Source organism: Terrirhizobium terrae (genome assembly GCF_030323265.1).
GTDB lineage: Bacteria > Pseudomonadota > Alphaproteobacteria > Rhizobiales > Rhizobiaceae > Neorhizobium.
Genome location: NZ_CP104992.1, coordinates 321,018 through 335,758 on the forward strand (window position 1 = coordinate 321,018; position 14,741 = coordinate 335,758).

A 14,741-nucleotide genomic window follows, 5' to 3' on the forward strand; every position below is an offset into this window, starting at 1 on the left:
CCGCGTTCACTTGAGCAGCCGACGAATACCTGAAAGCAGGCTGGTACGAGCGTCGGTGGCCAGCTCGCCCGGCAGCATGTCGAAGCCGTGAACGGCCCCCGCATAGAGCTGCAGGTCGGTCGGCACGCCGCTCCGCAGCAGGCGCTGGGAATAGGCGATATCCTCGTCGCGGAAGAGGTCCAGGGCACCGGTGACGATCAGCGCCGGCGGCAGCGCCTCGAGATCAGGGGCGAGAGCAGGCGACAGATAGCGCGCCTGACTATCGTCCAGCGCTCCAGTTCCCCTCACCTGCTCCCAGGCAAAGGTGATCAACGCGCGATTGACGACGAATTCGCCCGTCAGCGGATCGTCAGACGGCGCGGCTGTGGTACCCGTCCTTATGTCCAGCATCGGATAGACCAGGACCTGCGCCTTCAACGGAACCTCGCCGCGATCCCGCGCCAGCAGTGCCAGAGCAGCAGCGAGACCGCCACCGCCGCTGTCTCCCATGACGATGATCCGGTCAGCATCGACACCGAGTTCCGCCGCATGGGCATGCAGCCAGGTCAGAGCTGCGTAGCAATCTTCCAGCCCGGCCGGAAACGGTGCTTCCGGCGCCAAACGGTAATTCGGCGCAACGACGAGCGCGCCGGTCTCCTGCGCAAGCTTCCTATGGGCGCCGGCCATCATCTCGGCTGTCCCGGCAATCATTCCGCCGCCATGCAGGTAGAGAATAGCGGGGACAGCTGCCTCGCCCCACTCTTCTTCAGGACGATGGATAAGTGTCCGGATATCCGACACGCCGGACGGACCCGGGATGGTCTGAACCTCGAACTCAACCGGCACCGGCGTCATCAGTGCACCAAGCCCGTCGACCATGACCGAGCGAAAGTCTTCAAGCCCATGCTGATCCGCATCAAAACTGAAAAAGCCGGCAACCATGTCGCGTTGTTCGGGATGGACGAGATTAAGAGTGGTCATCGCAACGATCTCCATGTATTTATCACAACGACCATTCCAATAAACACAAACGCGACGAATTACAACAATGACCATTGTGATAAATAATCGCGGCCGCGGCAGGCCCGGGCTTTCGACCGCGATCAGGCACTCCAGCACGCGATGGAAACTTTCTGGGCCAGTGGATACGACGCGACATCGGTGCCCATGCTGACCGAAGCCATGGGCATTTCCGCCCAGAGCCTGTATGCCGCCTTCGGCTCCAAGGACGCCCTTTATCGCGAGGCCATCGCGCTCTATCAATCGACGGTCGGCGGTTTCGGCGCCCGCGCCATGGCCGAGGAAGATGACGCGATCGCCGCGATGGCGCGCCTGTTCCGCGACGCCGCCTCCGCCTTCACCAGTTCGCCGACGCATCCCGGCTGCATGATCACCGCGGCGCCTTCCGGGCAGAGCGATGATCCGCTCACGATCTTCGGACGGCAGCTTCGCGCCGAAGCCATGCGGCAGGTTAAAGGCCGGCTCGAACGCGGCAAGCGGGAAGGCCAGCTACGTGCCGACACGGATTGCGATGCATGGGCCCGCTATGTCGTCGGCGTCACGCAAGGCCTGTCGACCCAGGCGCTCGATGGGGAAACATTGAAAGGCTTGCTCACAACCGCCGAGATCGCGGCGCGCGTTTTGGAAGAGTTGCGACGATGAGTTTGGAAACGACCTGCCGACGGCCCATTCAGACAGAGCGGACCATGATCCTTTGATGTGTGCCACGACGGCCGGCAACGCATCTGGTTTAATAAGAAACCAATAATTCACGCTTAAGCTTTGGTTAAAGTGAGATTGACTCCATCATTCGATCTCAACTGACTTTTTGCCGCAGTTGCGCGTTTATAGCTCCATGACTGAGCTCCATATGACGTGGATAAGGGCAGTTGCCGAAACGGCAAGCTATAGACGAATGTACACGCTGGCGTCCGAGATCGCCGCCAGCGACGATGCCACGCGAGACATGCGCCATGCCGCAAGACGTGTCGTGCGCGCGCTGAAGCCCGTGATCGACCTGCCTATTGCCGATGCCGTCGCCTTGGCGCGCGCCAGAAAACGGTTTGCCGAACTGGCCAAGGTCGTGGCCAACGGCTCCCTCGCATTGGCCGACATGCCGAGGGCCAGCCGGCGATGAGCGGTGGACACGCCTCCTTACGCATTCCGCGAACCCTGACGCCTCTCCAATAGCTCGATCTGGAGAGGCGGCGATGGGATATGGCCTGCGGGGGTTAAGGCGAGAATATCGCAAGTGCGAGTGTGATCGCTCGGTCATGGATCGTCGACCGACTGATGCCGGGAGGATCGACACAGATGCCCGGCTCGTTTTCCTTTCCCCATGGACTGCATTCGCAAAGAAAACTGTAGTGGCCTGCATCGGCGCTCAACAGGTCGAACGTGCTATTCGCGAGATGTCGATGCAGCCATTCGGCACAGAGGTCCGAGGGCGCTTCGAGGTCTGCGCCGACGGCTGCGATGCCGACCGGTTCGACGATCGCCTGCAGGCTCTCGACATTGAAGCCGCGCACGGTCGGGGCCGGCGCGCATAGAAATGCACCCTTGATGCGCGTATCCCTGAATGAAGCCGATTGCCGCTCCCAGGAAGCGCGGAAGACCGGACTGCTTTCAAGCAGCGGTTCGACCTGCGCACCAAGATGCGGGAATTCGCGCGGACCAATGTCCCATCGTCGCCCCTTCGACCATTCGAGGAACGGCCGCATCTGCGTGATCCCTCCGAGCAGGGATACTGCCGTATAACCCCCGAGGAAAAACCGCTGGCAAAAACCCGATCGAGATCGAGGCGGCTGGCAAACGGTCCTAATGCCGCGTGATAATCGAGGGTGACGATCAGATCGCGCGCCCGCTCCCACCAGCACAGGAAACCCTCCGCCCGACAGGGTTTCGATCCCGTGTTGCCATGATGGTCCACGCCGATCACGACAAAACCCTGCCGTGCCAGACCCTCGGCCAACCATGCAAGGCTGGCCGCCGTACCGCCTGTTCCGTGGGAGAGAAGGACCACAGGATAAGACGGATGGTGGTCCGAAAACGCTGCATCTCTCCTGGCATGTTGCGGAACGAACAGTTGTGGCTCACTCACACCTTCCAGAGTTGAAGAGCTCTCGGCATCATCGGTCGGGTACCAGACAGACCAGCCCAGCGGTCGCGCCCTCTGGCCACTCCAGTCCAGCCGATCCGGATCGACCGCCATGCCTGCTGTAAAGCCAATCCTGAACATGCGCCCTCCGGCATCTCAATGTGGCTGTGCTATGCGAGCATTCCGTTTTTCACGGCAGAGACCGACTTCATCCCTTCCGCGGGTCATCCCTCTTCTCGAGCAGCTCGATCTGAATCTGCTGCAGTTCCGCCAAGCGTTCCCATTGCTTGGCCATCTGGTGGTCGATCTTCTCGTGCAGCTGGCGGATTTCGAGTTCGGCCCTGAGGTTGATCATGTAGTCGTTCTCGGCACGCAGCCTGTCCTTATCCTCCTGCCGCTTCTGGCTCATCATGATCACCGGCGCCTGCAGCGCTGCGAGGCAGGAGAGCACGAGGTTGAGCAGGATGAAGGGATAGGGGTCGAAAGGCTGCGCCATCAGCCCGATGGCATTCACCGTCATCCAGATCACCAGAACGGCAAGGAAGGACAGGATGAAGGTCCAGGAACCGCCGAAGGACGCCACCTTGTCGGCGACGCGTTCGCCAAAACTTGACTTTCGATCCATCACGCTATCGGCACTGGACTGCACCGTGAGCGTGCCCTTCTCGAAACTGTCGAGCACATGCCGGTCGAGATCGGAAAGCTCGCCGCGCTCCTCCTCCAGCAGGTTCTCCACATAGCGTCGCCGGAAGCGCGCCAGATCCTCGTCGCAGATCAGACTTTCCGGGCTGCATTCCTTCACCTCCTCGGCGATCATCTCATAAAGACGCGGCCTTAGGCTGCCGGCCTTGTGCAGCTTGGAAAAGGAAACATCCGACCACAGACGACGCAGCGTCCGGTCTTGCCCGAAGGGGAGTGGCTGTTCATGAAGCTTTACCGCTGTCCTTGCTGTTGTCGTCGCCAGTGGTGTTATCCGCATCCCCGTTGGCTGGGGCCTCTCGGTGATTTCCAGACCCGTTCGGATGCAACGGCGCCAGATGGAACGTCGTCGGCTTGAATGTCTTGGCGAATTCCTCCGAACGGCCGATATAGACGAGCGTCGAGCCTTCGAGGCCGGAGAGAACCTCCATCAGCCGCTCGCGCGTTTCCTGCTCCAGGCCTTCCAGCACATCGTCCATGATCAGCCAGTCGGGCTTGCGAAGAACGGCATTGGCCACCTGCAGCGCCGCCTCCTCCTCCTTGTCGAGAAGCCGGTCCCAGCGTTCCACATCGTCCAGCCGGTCGACATAGCGGTCGAGCCCGACTGCCGTCAGTGCCTCCTGCAGCGCCTCGTCGCTCACCTGCTGCATGCTGGCTGGGCCGGTGGCGGGATAGGTCATCACCTCGCGGAGCGTCGCGGTCGGGAGATACCCTTCCTGCGGCATCAGGATCAGCCGTTCGGCCTGCGGCAGGCTTATCTCGCCCTTGCCCCAGGGCCAGATGCCGGCGATCGCCTGGAAGAACAGGTGCCGGTCTGTGCCGGGATCGCCGTTGATCATCACCTTCTCGCCGGGCTTGACCATGCAGACATCTTCCTTGAGCCGGATGCCGTGGCCCGCAGCCCCCTCGTCCGGCTCGCCATAGACTTCGACGGCATGGATGCGCAGCCCCTCGTCCTTGTCGCCACGGGCATAGGCGATAACCTCGCCTTCCTTGGCCGGCGTATCGGTCATCAGAAGCGCGTTGCGGAAGAAGGAGACGCGCGCCAGCGTCGCCCGCCAGTCGGCGATGACGCTGAAATTCTGCACATACCAGCGCAGCGCCGTGTTGACCTGGTTGAAGGCGCCGACCGCCATCATCAGGCCGCCGAAGGTCAGTTCGCCGGAAAAATACATCGGCGAGGCGATGATTATCGGCGCCACCAGCGCCAGCCAGCCGAAGCCGGACGAGACCCAGGTCAGGTTGGTCAGCGCCCAGGCGAGCTTGCGCAGCATGTCCAGCACGCCGTCGATCGCGCCCTGCACCCGGACGAGCTCGTTCGGCTCGCCGCGCGCGAGCGTGATCGGCTTCAGGTTCTCGTTGGCGCGCACCAGTGCGGCGCGCAGGTCCGCCTCCTTGGCGTAGCGGTCGGCATTCAGCCGCGCCAGCCTGCTGCCGACAACGTTGCTGAGCACGGAACCGGTCAGCGCGTAGAAAATGGTCGCCCACAGCATATAGCCTGGAATGACAAGGTAATGGCCGCCGATATGGAAGCCGAAATCGGTCGAGATCGCCCACAGCACGCCGATGAAGCTGCCGAGCAGGATCGTCGAATTGACCAGCCCGATCGAAAGCGCCGTCGTATTCTCCGCCAGGATACGGGTATCCTCGTGCAGACGCTGGTCGGGATTGTTGGCGATCGCGCCCGCACCGCCGAGCTTGAGCGCCCGGCCGGGCGTCAGCCAGACATTCGCGAGATCCCGCGCTAGCCCTTCGCGCATTTTCAGCGCCGTGATCTGGTTCAGCCATGTCTGGATCACGTTGAGCAGGGTCAGCGAGAAGGCGATGACCGCAAACACCACCAACTGGCGCAGGAATTCCGGCATGTCGCGCCGTTCCAGGGCATCGTAAAACGGGCCGTTCCATTCGTTCAGCTTGTAGGTCGCATAGGTCGTGGCGATGATGATGACGAGAAGTGCCACAGCCAGCATCACCAGCTGCCGGCGCACCGGCGAAGTCCAGAAGGCGCTCATCATCATCTTGAGCTGGCCGGAAAGCGAAAGTTCGTAGGGTTCGGTCACCCCTGCGGACGTTTGCGACATCGAGCGAATCCTCCCGCCATGCCATGCGACGAAACCATCGAAGACTTACCATGACGACATGGGTTGTACAGGCCGCCCTGACAACGTTCGATTTCAGCCCGGCTACCGCTATATGCTCAAGAAGAGATAAACCAGCAGGGAGACTGCCATGCCGAGGATCGATGTCGCGACCGTGCCGTCGGAAAAGGGCTCAGCCTATCCCCCGCCATTTGATGCCGCTTGCGCAGATCGCCTGCGCCAGCGGCTCGGCAATGCGGGGGCCTGTCCGATTTCGGCATAAACCTGATGCACCTGCCGCCCGGCGGCTGGTCAAGCCAGCGCCACTGGCATTCGCATGAGGACGAGTTCGTCTATGTTCTTCAGGGCGAACTCGTGCTGGTCGAAGACGAAGGCGAAACGCCGCTTCGCGCCGGAGACTGCGCGGCCTTTCCGAAGAACACCGGTAATGGCCATCACATGATAAACCGCTCCGACGCGACGGCGGTCTATCTGGAGATCGGCTCACGCCATGATGACGACATCACCACCTGTTCGGATGCAGATATGAGAAGCCGCAATTCGGACGGCCGCTTCGTGCACAAGAACGGCACTCCGTACTAGGGTACGCACGCCGTTGTTTAACCACGCAAACGTCCTTGCATTCTCTCCCCGCATTGCACAAACTCGCCGATAACGATGATGGTTCGGCCCGCTCAACGAGGTCGGCAAGGGGCGCCCGCAACAGGGCAATAAAGGGGTTCAATGTCGATCAAGGCGAGCATCTACCACCTCACCCATTACAAGTATGACAAACCCGTCCGCCTCGGACCGCAGATCATCCGCCTCAAACCCGCCGCCCATTCGCGCACCAAGGTGCTGAGCCATTCGCTCAAGGTCACGCCCGAAAATCACTTCGTGAACCTGCAGCAGGACCCCTACGGCAACTATCTCGCCCGCTTCGTCTTTCCCGACCCCGCGACCGAACTGAAGATCGAGGTCGATCTCGTCGCCGACATGACGGTCTATAATCCCTTCGACTTCTTCGTCGAGGAAGAGGCGACCAAGTGGCCGTTCGCCTATCCCGAAACGCTGGTCGAAGACCTTTCCATTTATCGCGAGCCGGAACCGGCAACGACGCGCCTGCAAGCCTTTCTCGATACGATCGACAGGACGGAAGGCCAGCCGACGGTCGATATGGTGGTCGGCCTCAACGCCCGCCTGCAGCAGCAGATCGGCTATGTCATCCGCATGGAACCCGGCGTGCAGACGCCGGAGGAGACGCTGCAGACCGCGAAGGGCTCCTGTCGCGACACGAGCTGGCTCCTCGTCCAGATCCTGCGCCATCTGGGCTTCGCCGCCCGCTTCGTCTCAGGCTACCTGATCCAGCTGACGCCGGACCTGAAGGCACTCGACGGCCCCTCCGGCACCGAAGTCGATTTCACCGACCTGCACGCCTGGTGCGAAGTCTATCTACCCGGCGCGGGCTGGATCGGCCTCGACCCCACCTCCGGCCTCTTGACCGGCGAAAGCCACATTCCGCTTGCCGCGACGCCTCATTACCGCAATGCCGCGCCGATTTCCGGTGGCTATTTCGGCGAGGCGGAAACCTCGTTCGACTTCGCCATGAAGGTCTCGCGCGTCGCCGAACATCCGCGCATCACAAGACCCTTTTCCGACGAAAGCTGGGAGGCGCTGAACGATCTCGGCGAACAGGTCGACCGGGTGCTCGAAGCGCAAGACGTGCGGCTGACCATGGGCGGCGAGCCGACCTTTGTCTCGATCGACGATTTCGAGATCCGACGAATGGAATACCGGCGCAGTCGGCCCGACCAAGCGGGAAAAGGCAGACATCCTGATCAGAAAACTGCGCGAAAAATTCGCGCCGGGCGGCTTTCTGCATTACGGCCAGGGCAAGTGGTATCCGGGCGAAAGCCTGCCGCGCTGGACTTTCTCGCTCTACTGGCGCAAGGACGGCAAGCCGATCTGGAAGAACCCGGATCTCGTCGCCAAGGAGGGTGGTGACTACCATGTCGGCGAGGAGCAATCGCAGACATTCCTGACCGCGCTCGCAGCCGAACTCGGCATCGAGGCCGAGATGGTCGTGCCGGCCTATGAGGATCCGGCGGAATGGATCATCAAGGAAGGCTCGCTGCCCGACAATGTCGATCCTTCCAACTCCAAGCTCAAGGACCCGGAAGAGCGCAACCGCATGGCCCGCGTCTTTGAACGCGGCCTGACGAAACCGACCGGCCACGTCCTGCCGGTTCAGGCCTGGAATGCCCAGGCAATCGGCAAACCCGCGAGCCGCCGCTGGATCAGCGAAAAATGGAAGACCCGGCGCGGCCGCATCTTCCTCGTGCCCGGCGACAGCCCCGTCGGCTACCGCCTGCCGCTCGGCACCCTGCCCTATATTCCGCCATCGCAATTCCCTTACATCCACGAGGCCGATCCCTCGATCCCGCGCGGCCCGCTGCCCGAGACGATCACGCCCGCCGGCCATGCACCGGAAGGTCGGGCCATGCCGGAATCCTCGTTCACGCCGGGCGACACAGCCAATCCCGGCCGCATCGAGCAGACGCTCAGTGAGATCGGCGGCGCCGTGCGTACCGCCATCTCCGTCGAACCACGAGACGGACGCCTTTGCGTCTTCATGCCGCCGGTGGAGAAGATAGAGGACTATCTCGAACTGATCGCCGCCGCTGAAAACGCGGCAACAGAACTCGGCCTTCCGGTCCATATCGAAGGCTACGCCCCGCCCCATGACGAGCGTATCAACGTCATTCGCGTTGCCCCGGACCCGGGCGTGATCGAGGTCAATATCCATCCGGCATCGAGCTGGAAGGAAACGGTCGACATCACCACGACGATCTACGAAGAGGCCCGCCAGTCGCGCCTCGGCGCCGACAAGTTCATGATCGACGGCCGCCATACCGGCACCGGCGGCGGCAACCATGTCGTGGTCGGCGGCGCCAATCCGAATGACAGCCCCTTCCTGCGCCGGCCGGACCTGTTGAAGAGCCTCGTGCTGCACTGGCAGCGCCACCCGTCGCTCTCCTACCTCTTCTCCGGCCTGTTCATCGGCCCAACCTCCCAGGCGCCGCGCATCGACGAGGCACGGCACGATTCCATGTACGAGCTGGAAATCGCGCTTTCCCAGGTGCCGGCTCCGGGCCAAGGCCAGCCACCCCTGCCCTGGCTGGTAGACCGGCTCTTCCGCAACCTCCTGACCGACGTGACAGGCAACACCCACCGCTCGGAAATCTGCATCGACAAGCTGTTCTCGCCGGATGGCCCGACCGGCCGCCTCGGCCTTGTCGAATTCCGCGGCTTCGAAATGCCGCCGAATGCCCGCATGTCGCTTGCCCAGCAATTGCTGGTGCGCGCGCTGATCGCCCGCTTCTGGAAGAACCCGCTGCAGGGCAAGTTCGTCCGCTGGGGCACGGCGCTCGCCGATCGCTTCATGCTGTCCCATTACATCTGGGCCGATTTCATGGACGTGCTGCAGGATCTGCGCGAAAACGGCTTCGACCTGCGCCCCGAATGGTTCGAGGCGCAGTTGGAATTCCGCTTCCCCTTCTTCGGCGAGGTCGAATACGAAGGTGCGAAACTGGAATTGCGCCAGGCGCTCGAACCCTGGCACGTCATGGGCGAACAGGGCGCCATCGGCGGCACGGTGCGGTATGTCGACAGTTCGGTCGAGCGCCTGCAGGTCAGGCTGGAAACGACCAACCCGTCCCGCTACACCGTCGCCTGCAATGGCCGCGCGGTGCCGCTGACGGCAACCGGCCAGTCCGGCGTCTCCGTTGCCGGCGTCCGCTTCAAGGCCTGGCAGCCGGCATCCGGCCTGCACCCGGTCCTGCCGGTCAACACGCCTTTGACCTTCGATGTCTACGACACCTGGTCGGGAAGGTCTGTTGGCGGCTGCAGATACCATGTTGCGCATCCGGGCGGTCGCAATTATGAGATCTTCCCAGTGAACGGCAACGAGGCGGAAGCGCGACGGCTGGCGCGGTTTGAGCCCTGGGGTCATACGGCGGGATCCTATCCCCTGCTGCCGGAAACACCCTCGCCCGAATTCCCGCTGACGCTCGATCTTCGCCGCCCCCAAGGAGTATGACGTCCAGTGACCAAGGCACCGTCGAGCGAACGCCGCAGGGATGAGGAGATCGGCAACGATCCGATCCTCGGCTATGCCGCGCTTCCCGGCGTCGCTGACGAGATGCTCGACGCCGATGGCGAGATCAAGCCCGTCTGGCAGAACCTCATCTCACGCCTCAGCCGCCTCAACGAAGGCGATCTCCACGAGCGTTTCGCCCGCGCCGACCGCTACCTGCGCGATGCCGGCGTCTTCTACCGCACCTATGGCGGCCCCGGCGAAGGCGGATCGGGCGAGCGCAACTGGCCTCTCTCCCACATCCCCGTCCTGATCGACGAGAAGGAATGGGCGGGCATTGCCAGCGGCCTGAAGCAGCGCGCCGACGTCCTGGAAGCCATGATCGCCGATATCTACGGTGAAAATCGGCTGGTCCAGGAAGGCGTTCTGCCGCCTCAGCTCGTCGCCGCCAATCCGGAATTCCTGCGCCCGCTGGTCGGCGTAAAGCCCGTCGGCGGCCATCACCTGCATTTCTGCTCCTTCGAGATCGGCCGCGGGCCGGACGGCAACTGGTGGGTTCTGGCCGACCGCACCCAGGCACCGTCGGGTGCAGGCTTTGCCTTGGAAAACCGCGTCGCCACCACCCGCTCCTTCTCGGATATCTACGGCGAGACCCACGTCCATCGCCTCGCCTCCTTCTTCGGCGCCTTCCGCGATGCGCTGCAGTCGCGCAAGCAATATCCGGACGACCGCATTGCCGTCCTGTCTCCTGGCCCGGCGAACGAGACCTATTTCGAACACGCCTATATCGCTCGCTATCTCGGCTTCATGCTCTTGGAAGGCGAGGACCTGACGGTCGTCAACGACCGCGTCATGGTGCGCACCGCGGCTGGCCTGAAACCCATCGGCGTGCTCTGGCGCCGCCTCGATGCATCCTATGCCGATCCGCTGGAGCTCGACCAGAACTCCCACATCGGCACGCCCGGCATGGTGCAGGCGCTCCGCGCAGGCTCGCTGACGCTGGTCAACGCGCTCGGCTCCGGCATTCTGGAAACCCGTGCCTTCCTCGCCTTCGCGCCGATCATCTGCCGCCGACTGCTCGGCGAGGACCTGCTCATGCCGTCAATCGCCACCTGGTGGTGCGGCCAGCAGTCGGAGCGCGAGCATGTGGCGAAGAATATCGAGCGCATGGTCATCGGCCCCGCCTATTCCCGCCTGCCCTTTTTCGATGACAACGGCCAGTCCGTCCTCGGTTCGTCCCTGCGCGAAACGGCCAAAGACACGGTCGGCGACTGGCTTGCCGGCGAAGGCGCAAAACTCGTCGGCCAGGAAGTCGTGACACTGTCGACCACGCCCGCCTGGGTGGATGGCAAGCTGACGCCGCGGCCGATGTCGCTGCGCGTCTTTGCCGCCCGCACGGAAAACGGCTGGGAGATCATGCCGGGCGGTTTTGCCCGCATCGGTACCGGCGACGATGTCGCGGCGATCGCCATGCAATCGGGCGGCGCCGCCGCCGACGTCTGGATCGTCTCGGAAAAGCCGGTCTCGAAGTCGACGCTGCTGCCGCCGGAGGAAAGCTTCACCCGCAACATGCCGGGTTCGCTGCCGAGCCGCGCCGCCGACAATCTCTACTGGCTCGGCCGTTATATCGAGCGGTCCGAAGGCGCCTTGCGCATCCTGCGCGCCTGGCACCTCCGCTATGCGGAATCGGCCAATCCCAACGTCCCGCTGCTGGCCGATGTCGCCCGCTATCTCAAGTCCATCGACATGGACATGACGAAGGCAGTCCCGGCACCACTGCTCGCCAATATCAACAGCGCGATCTATTCGGCGAGCAACATCCGCGACCGTTTCTCGCCCGACGGCTGGCTGGCGCTGACCGATCTCGCCAAGACCGCAAAACGCTTCCATGAAGCAGCCCAGGCCGGCGACGATGCCGCCCATGCGATGACCATCCTGCTGCGCAAGCTCGCGGGCTTTGCCGGTCTCGTGCACGAAAACATGTACCGCTTCACCGGCTGGCGCTTCCTGTCGATCGGCCGCCATCTGGAGCGCGCCCTGCACATGACCCGCCTGCTCGGCCATATGTCCGGCCCGGATGCGCCCGACGGCGCGCTCGACATGCTGCTGGAGATCGGCGATAGCGTCATGACCCACCGTCGCCGCTACAACGTCAACACGGCGCGCCTGACGGTAAACGACCTGCTTGCGCTGGACCCTCTCAACCCGCGTTCGATCCTGTTCCAGCTGAACGAGATCCGTACCGAAGTGGAAAAATTGCCGAACGCCTTCGTCAACGGCCAGATGTCGCCCTTCTACCGCGAGGCCATGCGCCTCCATTCCGGTCTTGCCGTGATGACGCCGGAGATCATCAGCGAAGACGTCTATCGTCGACTGGAGAAGGATCTCGAACACCTGTCCGATCTTCTCGGCCAGACCTATTTCCACTGACTTGAGGAGAGGAACGCGCCGATGCTCTACGACCTCTCCCTCCATATGGGCTATGCCTACGACGTGCCTGCCTCCGGCGCGCGCCATGTGATCCGTGTGCTGCCGCTGTCACTGCCCGACCGCCAGCGGCTGATCGCCGGCTCGGTCACCGTCTCGCCCAACGTCGACGAAAAGACGACGTTCATCGATTTCTTCGGCCAGCAGGCGACCTCGGTCTTTCTGCGCGCACCCCATGAGCGGCTCGACATCCGCATGCATGCCCGTGTCATGGTGGAGCCGCCGACCATGACCGCCGACCTGTCGCCGACACTCGACATGCTGGGCCGTCAACTTGCCGACATCTGGTCGGTCGATCCGTCTTCGCCCCACCACCTGACCGGCACCAGCCCGCGGTTGCCCGAGGTCCCCGAAATCGCCGCCTATGCGCGCGAGACGGCAAAACCCGGCCAGACCATCCGCGAGATCGCCACCGCGCTCTGCACCCGTATCCACAAGGACTTCAAATACGATCCCGAGGCGACGACCGTCGACACCACGCCGCGCGAAGCGTTCGAGCTGAAGCGCGGCGTCTGCCAGGATTTCGCCCATGTGACGATCGTGGGCTTGAGAAGCCTCGGCATTCCGGCAGGCTACGTCTCCGGCTTCCTGCGCACCATTCCGCCGCCGGGCAAGGAGCGCCTCGAGGGTGCCGATGCCATGCATGCCTGGGTGCGCATCTGGTGCGGAGAGGCACTCGGTTATCTAGAATTCGATCCCACCAACAACATCCCGGCCGGCAGCGACCATATCGTCGTTGCCTACGGCCGTGACTATTCCGATATCGCCCCCGTCATCGGGGTTCTCAAAGGTTACGGAAATCAAAAGGCCGACCAGGCAGTTGACGTAATTCCGGTCAAGTAGACCCGTTTTGGTGCTGATTTCGCCCGATCGCTAAAACTTGACGATTTGCCTTAGCGCTTACTCAACAGCTGAGGCCTAGGAAAATCCTCATCTGTTCGAATGACTCGAACACCGACCGGGGACCACCTTACTATGTCCATTTTCAAGCGGTTCGCTGCCGAGCGCAGCGGCAATTTTGGTATGATGACGGCAATCATGCTGCCGGTGCTTCTGGGTGCTGCCGGGGTAGTAATCGATTTCAGCATTGCCATTGATCAAAAGAGCCAGTTACGGGGCCTGGCGGATGCGTCCACGCTCGCAGCGGCGAGTGCCATGGCCAACAGCGAAAGCAGCATGACCAATGCGCAAGCGGAGGAAATGGCAAGATCCTATTTCATCGGTCAAGCGCTCCAGGCAGAGGAAATGGCGGGCGCCAGCAAGGCAGAACTCGCCAAGAAGAAGGCCGAGCTGGCTGCAAACATCACTGTCACGGCCACGACGACAACAAAGTCGAAAACCGCTGAAAGTTACGAAGTTCGTATGAGTGCCAACCTTAATGTCCCCGTCAACGGCATGACGAGCCTTTTCGGGATGAAGACGATGAAGGTTGCGGTCGACAGCTATGCCCAGAGCGGTCGCGAGGGCAATGCGCTGTCCATGTATCTCGTGCTCGATGAATCCGGATCGATGGCCTACGACACGACCACGGTCAATCCGTCTCAGCCGACAAAGCAGGTTGAGAAGAAGAAGACCGAGACCTACAGCTGCCCGTCACGATGGAGTCCGAACCGGACCTGCACGCGGGAAGTCACCTATTACGATACCGAGACCAATTACATCACCAAGATGGCTTCGCTGAAGGCAGCGGCAGCGACCATGTTCGATGAACTGAAGAAGGCGGATCCGACCAGCGACTTGATCCGCGTCGGCGCCGACAGCTACACGCACGAAACCATGAGCCCGGAAGCGATCTCCTGGGGTACGACCAAGGTTGCCTCCTATGTCAAGAAATTGCCGGACGAACCTGCCGGCGGAACAGATGCGAGCGGCGCGATGGCCAACGCGTTCAATGCCTTGAGGGTGTCGAACGCAACGGAGAAAAACGCGCAGAAATCGAAGGACAACACATCCTTCTCCCGCTTCATCGTGCTCATGACGGACGGCGAGATGACCGGCTACAGCAACAAATGGGATGAAGCGATCGACAAACAGGTGCGAAAACTCTGCACCGACGCCAAGGCCGATAAGGATGCCAATGGCAAAGGCATAAAGATCTACACGATCGCATTCATGGCTCCGGCAAAGGGCAAAGCGCTGCTCAACGATTGTGCCAGTGGCGACGACTACTACTACGAGCCGAACGATATGACATCTCTGGTGCAAACGTTTGGCGAGATCGCCCGCAAAGCTGCAAGCACCGGAACCCGGCTGACGAATTGATCCGCATCGCCTTCCAGACATTGCCCCGCCCTCACCAGCGGGG

At 62.3% G+C, this 14,741-nt stretch carries 9 protein-coding genes and 2 pseudogenes; 7 read left to right on the forward strand and 4 right to left on the reverse strand.

What is annotated here, in order from left to right:
* Positions 1-6: 6 nt before the first annotated feature.
* Positions 7-960, reverse strand: a complete 954-nt coding sequence (locus N7E02_RS09660; RefSeq protein WP_286581674.1) for an alpha/beta hydrolase — start codon at positions 958-960, stop codon at positions 7-9.
* Positions 961-1,101: 141 nt separating this feature from the next.
* Here N7E02_RS09660 and N7E02_RS09665 point away from each other — a divergent pair, with 141 nt between their 5' ends.
* The gene (locus N7E02_RS09665) at positions 1,102-1,641 is read left to right on the forward strand and encodes a TetR/AcrR family transcriptional regulator (RefSeq protein WP_286581675.1); all 540 of its coding nucleotides are present in this window, start codon (positions 1,102-1,104) and stop codon (positions 1,639-1,641) included.
* 208 nt (positions 1,642-1,849) lie between these two features.
* Positions 1,850-2,116, forward strand: a complete 267-nt coding sequence (locus N7E02_RS09670; RefSeq protein ID WP_286581676.1) for a hypothetical protein — start codon at positions 1,850-1,852, stop codon at positions 2,114-2,116.
* A 94-nt stretch (positions 2,117-2,210) separates the two neighbouring features.
* Here N7E02_RS09670 and N7E02_RS09675 read toward each other — a convergent pair whose 3' ends face one another.
* The 3 genes from N7E02_RS09675 to N7E02_RS09685 form a co-directional block, all read right to left on the reverse strand.
* Positions 2,211-2,699 (reverse strand): alpha/beta hydrolase, encoded by a 489-nt coding sequence (locus N7E02_RS09675; protein WP_286581677.1) that lies wholly within the window; start codon positions 2,697-2,699, stop codon positions 2,211-2,213.
* 585 nt (positions 2,700-3,284) lie between these two features.
* Positions 3,285-4,055: a DUF1003 domain-containing protein gene (locus N7E02_RS09680; RefSeq protein WP_286581678.1), complete on the reverse strand. Its 771-nt coding sequence runs from the start codon at positions 4,053-4,055 to the stop codon at positions 3,285-3,287.
* Positions 4,000-5,856, reverse strand: coding sequence for an ABC transporter ATP-binding protein/permease (locus N7E02_RS09685; RefSeq protein WP_286581679.1), 1,857 nt, complete (start codon positions 5,854-5,856; stop codon positions 4,000-4,002). The genes N7E02_RS09680 and N7E02_RS09685 overlap by 56 nt, the downstream gene beginning before the upstream one ends.
* Positions 5,857-6,004: 148 nt before the next feature.
* On the opposite strand from N7E02_RS09685, the pseudogene N7E02_RS09690 reads away from it, so the two are divergent.
* From N7E02_RS09690 to N7E02_RS09710, 5 genes and pseudogenes are all read left to right on the forward strand, one after another.
* Positions 6,005-6,456 (forward strand): annotated as a pseudogene (locus tag N7E02_RS09690) (cupin domain-containing protein).
* A 141-nt stretch (positions 6,457-6,597) separates the two neighbouring features.
* A pseudogene (locus N7E02_RS09695) lies at positions 6,598-9,952 on the forward strand (transglutaminase family protein).
* 6 nt (positions 9,953-9,958) lie between these two features.
* On the forward strand, positions 9,959-12,379 hold the full coding sequence (locus N7E02_RS09700) for a circularly permuted type 2 ATP-grasp protein (protein WP_286581680.1): 2,421 nt from the start codon (positions 9,959-9,961) through the stop codon (positions 12,377-12,379).
* A 21-nt stretch (positions 12,380-12,400) separates the two neighbouring features.
* Positions 12,401-13,279, forward strand: coding sequence for a transglutaminase family protein (locus N7E02_RS09705; RefSeq protein WP_286581681.1), 879 nt, complete (start codon positions 12,401-12,403; stop codon positions 13,277-13,279).
* A gap of 132 nt (positions 13,280-13,411) precedes the next feature.
* Entirely contained in the window at positions 13,412-14,698 is a 1,287-nt protein-coding gene (locus N7E02_RS09710; RefSeq protein WP_286581682.1) for a TadE/TadG family type IV pilus assembly protein, read from the forward strand.
* Positions 14,699-14,741 lie beyond the last annotated feature (43 nt).

What these genes read in the sequence shown, in the direction of transcription:
- N7E02_RS09665 (WP_286581675.1), top strand. Translation starts at nt 1,102, where the DNA reads ATGGAAACTTTCTGGGCCAGTGGATACGACGCGACATCGGTGCCCATG.
- N7E02_RS09675 (WP_286581677.1), bottom strand. Translation starts at nt 2,699, where the DNA reads ATGCGGCCGTTCCTCGAATGGTCGAAGGGGCGACGATGGGACATTGGT.
- N7E02_RS09680 (WP_286581678.1), bottom strand. Translation starts at nt 4,055, where the DNA reads ATGCGGATAACACCACTGGCGACGACAACAGCAAGGACAGCGGTAAAG.
- N7E02_RS09660 (WP_286581674.1), bottom strand. Translation starts at nt 960, where the DNA reads ATGACCACTCTTAATCTCGTCCATCCCGAACAACGCGACATGGTTGCC.
- N7E02_RS09670 (WP_286581676.1), top strand. Translation starts at nt 1,850, where the DNA reads ATGACGTGGATAAGGGCAGTTGCCGAAACGGCAAGCTATAGACGAATG.
- N7E02_RS09710 (WP_286581682.1), top strand. Translation starts at nt 13,412, where the DNA reads ATGTCCATTTTCAAGCGGTTCGCTGCCGAGCGCAGCGGCAATTTTGGT.
- N7E02_RS09685 (WP_286581679.1), bottom strand. Translation starts at nt 5,856, where the DNA reads ATGTCGCAAACGTCCGCAGGGGTGACCGAACCCTACGAACTTTCGCTT.
- N7E02_RS09705 (WP_286581681.1), top strand. Translation starts at nt 12,401, where the DNA reads ATGCTCTACGACCTCTCCCTCCATATGGGCTATGCCTACGACGTGCCT.